We start from the raw sequence: 8,693 nt of genomic DNA, 5'->3' as shown, positions 1-8,693 counted from the left end.
ATACGCGCCAACTTCGTGTGCCAGGGAACGCAATACTCGCAGTTATTCTCGAAGTTCACGGTCAGATACACCACTTGCTGCTCTGCTGGGGTCAGTGTTGTTTTGGCAAACTCGTCCAGACAGTCCAGATGGGTCTGAAGCAATTGCGGCGACAGCGCCATAACCCCCTGCAGATTCGGAATCACCCCGTAACCTGCTTTGGCCTTGTCCAGGAATGGCTTTGCGTCTTCGGGCGCGTTGTCAGGTGTGAGGATTTCAAAAGATGTCATAGCGCTTCCTGCGGGGATTGCGTTGAAAGTGAGCCCACGCCAGCGGCGCAGACGTGTTTCGGAAAACAAATCTGATGGGTCAAAACGTCATTGCCGCCTGCACTGCACGTTGCCAGCGGGCATAGGCCGCATCGCGGTCGTCTTGTGCCATGTTGGGCTCAAAGCGCGTGTCCAGTCGCCATGTTTGTGCAAACCCATCTTGATCGGGATAAACCCCGGCCTTCATGCCAGCCAGCCATGCGGCCCCCAACGCAGTTGTTTCCTGCATCACCGGACGGTCCACCGGCGCGCCCAGACAGTTCGACAGGCCCTGCATGGTCCAGTCAGACGCGCTCATCCCGCCATCGACGCGCAGGATGACATTGGCGTCAGCCCCCCAGTCGCCCTGCATGGCGTGCCAAAGGTCGCGGGTTTGGAATGCGATGCTTTCCAGCGTGGCGCGCGCGATCTCGGCCCGGCCCGAGTTGCGGGTCAGCCCGAACATCGCGCCGCGACAGTCAGGTTTCCAATAAGGCGCGCCCAGACCGGTGAAGGCGGGCACAAGCACCACATGCTGGTTCGGATCGGCCCGCGTGGCCAAATCGCCACTTTGTGGGGCTGCGTCGATGATCTGTAGCGCGTCACGCAACCACTGTACGGCGGCCCCGGCAATAAAGATCGACCCTTCCAATGCATAAGTCCGCTGACCGTCCAACTGATAAGCAACGGTCGTCAACAGGCGGTTTTTCGACTGAACCGGCTGCGCGCCTGTGTTCAGCAAGGCAAAGCAGCCTGTGCCATAGGTGGATTTCATCATGCCAGGTTGGAAACAAGCCTGTCCGATTGTGGCGGCTTGCTGGTCGCCTGCAACGCCCAAAATAGGAATGTCGCCCCCGAACAAAGTGGTGGAGCCGAAATCCGCAGCGCAATCAAGTACGTCAGGCAGGAGTTTCAGGGGCACATCCAGAAGGTCGCAAATCTCGGCGCTCCATGTGCCTTTGTGGATGTCAAACAAAAGGGTACGGGCGGCATTGGTGGCATCTGTGGCGTGGACACGGCCTTCGGTCAGACGCCAGATCAGGAAACTGTCGATCGTGCCGAACAACAGTTCTCCGGCTTCGGCCCTCTGACGGGCACCCGAAACGGTGTCCAAAAGCCATTTCACTTTGGTGCCCGAGAAATATGGGTCCAGCAGCAGACCGGTTTGGGCGGTGACATCATCCTCGCACCCGGCTTGCTTGTAGCGGGCACAGATATCAGCGGTGCGGCGGTCCTGCCAGACGATGGCATTGTGGATCGCTTTGCCGGTTTGTTTGTCCCAGACGACCGTTGTTTCACGCTGGTTGGTGATTCCGATCCCGGCGATCTGATCGGTGGAAATGCCAGTGGTCTCCATCACCTCGCGGCACACATGCAAAACGCTGGACCAGATATCTTCGGGGTCATGTTCAACCCAGCCTTCCTGAGGGAAGTGCTGGGGAAACTCTTGTTGTGCGGTGCCTACAGGCTGCATTTGCGCATCAAACAGTATGGCGCGCGAGGACGTGGTGCCCTGATCGATTGCCAGAATATAGGTCATGTCCGCTCTCCCCCGGTCTCGTTTTGCGGGACTTTAGCGCAAACAAAGGCGCAGGGGCCAGAGCAGAAATCAGGCCGGATCAACCGGGATATTGTCGATCAGACGGACGCCATCGGCCCACGCGGTGACGAACAGGCGGGCTGGCCTGCTGGCATTGGGCAGGCTTTCCAGCGTCTCGGCGCAGCGTAGATCGATGTATTCAACTTCGGAAAACCCGACCGCCAGCAATTGCTCTTTGGCATCTTGCGCCAGAGTTGCGAAATCACCACCCTCGGCCAGGTCATGGGCCACCTGTTGCATGACCTTGTTCATATGTTCCGCGATCTTCAGCCCATCAGGGGAAAGCAGAAGGTTGCGAGACGACATTGCCAGTCCTGAGGATTCACGCACAGTGGGGCAGCCGATCACCTCGATTGGAATGTCCAAATCGCGGGCCATACGGCGGACAACCAGCAACTGCTGGTAGTCTTTTTCCCCGAAATAGGCTCGATCTGCTTGTGTTTGCAGGAACAGCTTGGCGACAACGGTGGCGACGCCCTCGAAATGGCCTGGACGGAACGGGCCTTCCATCATGTCGGTCAGTCCAGCAACCGTAACTGTGGTGGAAAAGCCGTCAGGATAGACTTCCTGCGGGTTGGGCACATAGATCGCGTCCACTTGGTAAGGCACCAATTTCTCTGCGTCCTCATGTTCAGTGCGGGGGTATTTGGCCAGATCGTCAGGGTTGTTGAACTGTTTGGGATTCACAAAGATCGTCACGATGACCCGGTCACATCCTTCCTTTGCAGCCTGCGCCAGCGACAAATGCCCTTCGTGCAGCGCACCCATGGTCGGAACCACGCCGATCGCATCGCCATTGCGGTGCCATTCGGTGGTTTTGGCGCGCAGCTCGGCCAGAGACCGCAAAATTGGTGCCGTCATGTCTTGGCCCCTTTGACCGGAGCCTGATCGGAAAAGACATGTTCGTCTGCCGGGAAAGTGCGCGCACGCACGTCGGCCGCGTATTCCGCGATGGCAGCCTCGGCCAGCGGGCCGAGCTCGGCATAGCGTTTGACAAACTTGGGTTTGAAGGCGGTGAAAAAGCCGACCATGTCGTCCACGACCAAAATCTGCCCGTCACAGCCTGCGGATGCGCCGATACCGATGGTCGGGATCGCGACCTCTTCGGTAATTTGGTCTGCCAGACCTTGGGGGACTTTTTCAAGAACGACTGAAAACGCACCGGCCTCTGCCACGGCGCGGGCATCTGCCATAACGGCTTCTGCCTGTTCATCACGGCCCTGCACCTTGTAGCCACCCAGCGTGTTGATCGACTGTGGCGTCAGGCCGATATGCGCCATCACGGGGATGCCGCGCTTGACCAGAAAGCGGATGGTTTCAGTCATCTCAACGCCACCTTCCAGCTTCACGGCCCCGGCACCTGTTTCCGCCATAAGACGCGCGGCATTGCGGAAGGCGTCAGCAGGTGAATGCTCGTAGCTGCCAAACGGCATGTCGATGACCATCATCGCCTTGTCCAATCCGCGCGATACGGCCTGACCGTGCAGGATCATCATCTCCATCGTGACGCCCAGCGTGGATTCCAGCCCGTGCAGCACCATGCCCACGCTGTCGCCCACCAGAACAAAGTCGCAATGCGCGTCCATAAGACGTGCCATTGGCGTGGTATAGGCGGTAAGCGAGACCAGCGGTGCCCCGCCTTTTTGGGCGCGAATATCTTCGGCGTTCGGGGCTTTCTTGCGGGCGGTGGCGCTCATGGGTCGCTCCTGCAGGTATTATGTTGCAGTGCGGCATAGCAGACCGAACAGGGCCAAAGAAACCCCGGTTGCGCGAACATTCCCTTGATTGACCTCAGGTTTACAGGAAAACTGGTCTCAAAATGGCCCTGAAATCAAGGGCGCAACCAGTTTCAGTAGGGAGAGTTCACATGACAAAATTCATGTTCAGGACATTTGCGTCGACCTTGGCGGTGGGCGTTGGTCTGCTTGCCACGCAGGCTTATGCCAAATCGGACATCACCATCGCGATGCAGCTTGAACCCCCGCATCTGGACCCGACCAGTGCTGCGGCGCAGGCCATCGACTCGGTGGTTTACACCAACATCTTCGAAGGGCTGACCCGCTTTATGGGCGACGGCTCGGTCGTTCCGGGCCTGGCGGAAAGCTGGGAGATTTCTGACGATGGTACGGTCTATACTTTCAAATTGCGCGAGGGTGTGACCTTCCATGACGGCACCACCATGGATGCCGAGGATGTCAAGTTCACGCTTGATCGCGCAACCGCCGAGGACAGTGCAAACGCGCAGAAGGCCCTGTTCGCGGGGATTGAAAGCGTCGAGGTTGTGGACCCGCTGACTGTTAAAGTCACCCTGTCGGAACCGAACGGCAATTTCCTGTTCAATCTGGCTTGGGGAGATGCGGTCATTGTCGCGCCCGAAAGCATTGAAAACATCAAGACCAACCCGGTCGGCACCGGGGCCTACACCTTTGGCAACTGGGTGCAGGGCGACAGCATCACGCTGAACCGCAACCCCGATTATTGGGGCGATCAGCCAGCGTTAGAGACTGCAACCTTCAAGTTCATTTCGGACCCGACCGCTGCGTTTGCAGCCATGATGGCCGAGGATGTGGACGTGTTTGACAACTTTCCGGCGCCGGAAAACCTGCCACAATTTGATGCCGATCCGCGCTTTCAGGTTCTGGTCGGTACAACCGAGGGCGAGACGATCCTGTCCACCAACAACAAGCAGCCCCCGTTTGACGATATTCTTGTCCGGCAGGCCGTCGCTCATGCCATCGACCGGCAGGCGATAATCGATGGGGCGATGTTTGGCTATGGCACGCCGATCGGCACACATTTCGCACCGCACCACCCGGCTTATGTCGATTTGACGGAACAGTCTGCTTATGATCCGGAACAGGCAAAGGCGCTGTTGGCCGAGGCCGGGTTTGAGAACGGTTTTGAAACCACGCTCCACCTGCCGCCACCTTCATACGCGCGCCGGGGGGGAGAGATTGTTGCCGCTCAACTGGCTGAGGTCGGCATCACCGCCGAAATCATCAATGTCGAATGGGCGCAATGGTTGGAATCGGTTTTCAGGGGTAAGGATTTTGGTCTGACGATTGTCAGTCATACGGAACCCATGGACATCGGAATCTATGCGCGGCCCGATTACTACTTCCAGTATGAGAGCACTGATTTTCAAGCGCTCATGGATACGCTGAACGCCACCACCGATCCCGATGAACGTGCCCGCCTGTTGGGCGAAGCGCAGCGCCTGATCTCGACCGACTATGTAAACGGCTATCTGTTCCAGTTGGCCAAACTGGGCGTCGCAAAGGCTGGTGTGCAAGGATTGTGGGAAAACGCCCCTACGGCAGCAATAGACCTGACCCAAATCACTTGGTCTGAATAAAGGTCTTCAGCCGGGGCTGCCTGACGCCGCCCCGGCTTTGCGCTTTTTGGGTGTTTCTGGTTATGTGCGTGCTTCGTGTTTTTTGCTTTCTTGCCCTAGTTTTTTGCCTCACTTCGATTTTCCCGGGTGCGGTGCTGGCCCAGAATGCTTTGGGCGGGCGGCTGGATGCATTGACAGGCACACCAGACAACCCATTGGAAGTTGGCATAGGAATCCGCATCGACCAGATCACAGGCGTAGATCAAAAGGCTGAAAACTATGGCGCTGTCGTGGTTTTGCGGGTCGAGTGGATTGATCCAGCGCTGGCGTTTGATCAGGCCGAGATTGGGCGCGACATCAGGGTGTTCAACCCGCCGGACCTGGCCGACCATGCAGCAGAGATTGGCACCGTTCTGCCTGCCTTTGTCATCCACAACCAGCAATCCAACAAATGGATACACGAATCTGCGGCGTCCCTGCGCTATGACGGGCGTGTGGTTTATGTCGAGAAATCCTCGCTGACTTTACAGGCACCGCATTTCGATTTTCGAAAATATCCCTTTGATACACAGGAATTTCACTTCGAAGTCGTTTCAATTTTTCCGTCCGATTACGTGTCCTATTACCCGCTCGAGGACTATTCGGGACTTGGCGATCTGTTGGGTGAAGAAGAGTGGATTTTAGGCAATGCACGCCTGGAAACATCTGAGGTCGTGGGGCTTTCCGGACGGGAAAGCGATCAGGTCGCGCTTGTTTTCGACGGCAATCGGCACCTGACCTACTATGTCATTCGAGTCTTTCTGCCGATGCTGGTTCTGATTGCGGTTGGCTGGGCGCTATTCTTTCTGGATGAATACCGCCGCAGGATCGAGATTGCCGGGGGCAACCTGTTGGTCTTTGTCGCGTTCAACTGGGCCATTTCAGCTGATCTGCCAAAGCTGGGCTATCTGACTTTTCTGGATTTTGTCCTGCAATGCATGTTCTTGATGACTGGTGCACTGATTGTCTTCAACGTCGCGCTGCGAAGGCTCAAGGTTTCCGGCAAGGAAGGTGCGGCGCGGGTTCTGGACAATTATGCGATCAAGTGGATCTATCCGTTGGGATATGCTGCGATCGTTGTCTATGCGATTTACGCGTTTCTTTTGGTCCCATAGGTGCTGGACCCGCGCCTGATGTGACCCTAACGTGGTGCCAATGCTCCGCTATACCCTTAAACGCCTGATTTCGTTGTTGATCAGCTTGGCTGTTGCCTCGGCTGTCATCTTCGCGGTGATCGAAGTCGCACCGGGCGATCCGGCCTCGTTCATGCTGGGGGTCAACGCGCAAGAGGATACACTTGCCGCGTTGCGGGCCGAACTGGGTCTGGATGGGTCAAAAGTACAGCGGTATTTCAACTGGGTTGGTGGCATGTTGGTGGGGGATTTCGGCACCTCCTACACGTACCGCACACCGGTGTCTCAGATGATCGCGGACCGGCTTTGGGTGTCTTTGCCGCTGGCACTTTATGCGTTGACCCTGTCAACTTTGATCGCCTTCCCCGCCGGGATCTACGCCGCTGCTCGCCGGGGCAAGCCGGGGGATCTGGCGGTCATGGGCGCCACGCAGTTGGGCATTGCTGTCCCCAATTTCTGGTTTGCGATGATGCTTGTGCTGATTTTCGCCATCAACCTGCGCTGGTTCAACGCGGGTGGGTTTGTTGGTTGGAGCAACGGGATATGGGCCGGATTACATTCGCTGACCCTGCCCGCAATTGCGCTTGCTCTGCCACAGGCGGCTATCCTCGCTCGCGTGATGCGTTCGGCCCTGCTGGATATTCTGGGCGAGGATTTCATGCGCACCGCCCGGGCCAAGGGTTTGTCCCGCCGTCAGGCGCTATGGCGGCATGGTGTGCGAAATGCGCTGATCCCGGTGCTGACCATCATCGGTTTGCAATTTTCGTTCCTGCTGGCCGGAGCGATCATCATCGAACAGGTGTTCTACCTTCCCGGCCTCGGGCGATTGGTGTTTCAGGCGATTTCGGCCCGTGACCTGATCGTTGTAGAATCGGTGGTTATGTTGCTGGTCTTTGCCGTGATCACCGTGAATTTCCTGGTCGATCTGGCTTATGCCGCCGTCGACCCAAGGCTGAGGAGCAGGACATGAGCCGCAACCTGTTTCTGGGTGCCTTTCTGTCATCTCTTGTGGTGCTGGCTGCGCTGATTTCGTTTGTCTGGACCCCCTATGACCACGCGACCCTGAGCATTCCTGAAAAGCTACAGCCCCCAAATGCGCAGCACTGGTTCGGTACGGACCACTTCGGGCGCGACATGTTCTCGATGATCATGGTCGGTGCGCGTACGTCCATTGCGGTGGCTTTGGTGGCCGTGGGGATCGGCATGGCGCTGGGCGTCCCCCTTGGCCTGACAGCCGCGGCCCGCAAAGGATCGTTGCTGGATGAGGTCATCATGCGCGGCAACGATCTGGTTTTTGCTTTCCCCTCTCTGGTCATAGCGATCCTGATCACCGCCGTGTTTGGTGCCGGAGCGATCAACGCCATCATCGCTATAGGTATCTTCAACATCCCCGTTTTTGCCCGCATCACCCGTGGCGCTGCACTGTCGCTGTGGGAGCGCGAGTTCATCCTTGCCGCTCGCGTATCGGGCAAAGGGGCAGCGCGGATATCGGTCGAGCACATCCTGCCCAATGTCGCCAACTTGCTGATCGTTCAGGGCACCATTCAGTTCAGCCTTGGAATTTTGGCTGAGGCCGGTCTGTCCTATGTCGGTCTGGGGGCGCAGCCACCCACGCCAAGTTGGGGCAGAATGCTGGCGGATGCACAGACAATGGTCAGTTTTGCCCCGCATTTGGCTCTGATTCCGGGCGTGGCGATCATCGTCACGGTTCTGGGATTGAACCTGCTGGGCGACGGGTTGCGGGATTGGCTGGATCCCCGGATCAGGGTGGCGCGGGCATGAGTTTGTTGCGCATCCAGAACCTGTCACTCTCGATCCATGGGGCACCAATCCTGAAACAGGTCGACCTGTCCATCGATCACGGTCAGATCGTTGCCGTCACGGGAGAAAGCGGTTCGGGTAAATCCATGACGGCCTTGGCAGTGATGCAGTTGCTTCCGAATGGTGCACAGGTAGACGGCCTGGTCCAATTGGAGGGCGAAGATCTGCTGACCCGGTCCGAGACCGATATGTGCGTATTGCGGGGCGCATCCATCGGGATGGTGTTTCAAGAGCCGATGACAGCGCTCAACCCCGTCAAAACCATTGGCGATCAGGTGATAGAAACGATCCTGATCCACAAGGCGATGCCGCCTTCCCAGGCTCGGATGCGCGCTCAAGAGGTTCTGACCCGCGTCGGTTTGCCTGCCGATCGATTCCCTTTGTCCCGTTATCCGCATGAGCTGTCTGGTGGGCAGCGCCAGCGTGTGGTGATCGCCATGGCCATTGCCCTGCGCCCCAAGCTGCTGATCGCGGACGAG

The 8,693-nt window shown here is 57.8% G+C and carries 9 protein-coding genes; 5 read left to right on the top strand and 4 right to left on the bottom strand.

Annotation, left to right across the window (positions count from 1 at the left end):
• The 4 genes from AC2FNU_RS22225 to panB form a co-directional block, all read right to left on the bottom strand.
• Nucleotides 1-269 (bottom strand): carboxymuconolactone decarboxylase family protein (locus AC2FNU_RS22225; RefSeq protein ID WP_496792742.1); only part of this gene is annotated, 269 nt, incomplete at its 3' end.
• Nucleotides 270-348: 79 nt separating this feature from the next.
• Nucleotides 349-1,827, bottom strand: coding sequence for a glycerol kinase GlpK (gene glpK / locus AC2FNU_RS22220; protein ID WP_496792738.1), 1,479 nt, complete (start codon nt 1,825-1,827; stop codon nt 349-351).
• Nucleotides 1,828-1,896: 69 nt separating this feature from the next.
• Nucleotides 1,897-2,748 (bottom strand): pantoate--beta-alanine ligase, encoded by an 852-nt coding sequence (gene panC, locus AC2FNU_RS22215; RefSeq protein ID WP_496792735.1) that lies wholly within the window; start codon nt 2,746-2,748, stop codon nt 1,897-1,899.
• Entirely contained in the window at nt 2,745-3,584 is an 840-nt protein-coding gene (panB, locus tag AC2FNU_RS22210) for a 3-methyl-2-oxobutanoate hydroxymethyltransferase (protein WP_496792733.1), read from the bottom strand. Before panB ends, panC begins: the two co-directional genes overlap by 4 nt.
• 170 nt (nt 3,585-3,754) lie before the next feature.
• Between panB and AC2FNU_RS22205 the strand changes: the two genes are divergently transcribed.
• The 5 genes from AC2FNU_RS22205 to AC2FNU_RS22185 all read left to right on the top strand — a co-directional run.
• Entirely contained in the window at nt 3,755-5,242 is a 1,488-nt protein-coding gene (locus AC2FNU_RS22205) for an ABC transporter substrate-binding protein (RefSeq protein WP_496792727.1), read from the top strand.
• Nucleotides 5,243-5,373: 131 nt separating this feature from the next.
• Nucleotides 5,374-6,375, top strand: coding sequence for a ligand-gated ion channel (locus AC2FNU_RS22200; RefSeq protein ID WP_496792723.1), 1,002 nt, complete (start codon nt 5,374-5,376; stop codon nt 6,373-6,375).
• Nucleotides 6,376-6,415: 40 nt separating this feature from the next.
• Nucleotides 6,416-7,363, top strand: coding sequence for an ABC transporter permease (locus tag AC2FNU_RS22195; protein WP_496792718.1), 948 nt, complete (start codon nt 6,416-6,418; stop codon nt 7,361-7,363).
• Nucleotides 7,360-8,175, top strand: coding sequence for an ABC transporter permease (locus AC2FNU_RS22190; RefSeq protein WP_496792714.1), 816 nt, complete (start codon nt 7,360-7,362; stop codon nt 8,173-8,175). Before AC2FNU_RS22195 ends, AC2FNU_RS22190 begins: the two co-directional genes overlap by 4 nt.
• Nucleotides 8,172-8,693: ATP-binding cassette domain-containing protein (locus AC2FNU_RS22185; protein WP_496792711.1), on the top strand; the 522-nt coding region annotated here is incomplete at its 3' end. The genes AC2FNU_RS22190 and AC2FNU_RS22185, both read left to right, overlap by 4 nt.

This window comes from Ruegeria sp. BHSB064 (assembly GCF_059613205.1).
This window is presented reverse-complemented; position numbering and strand designations above follow the sequence as displayed.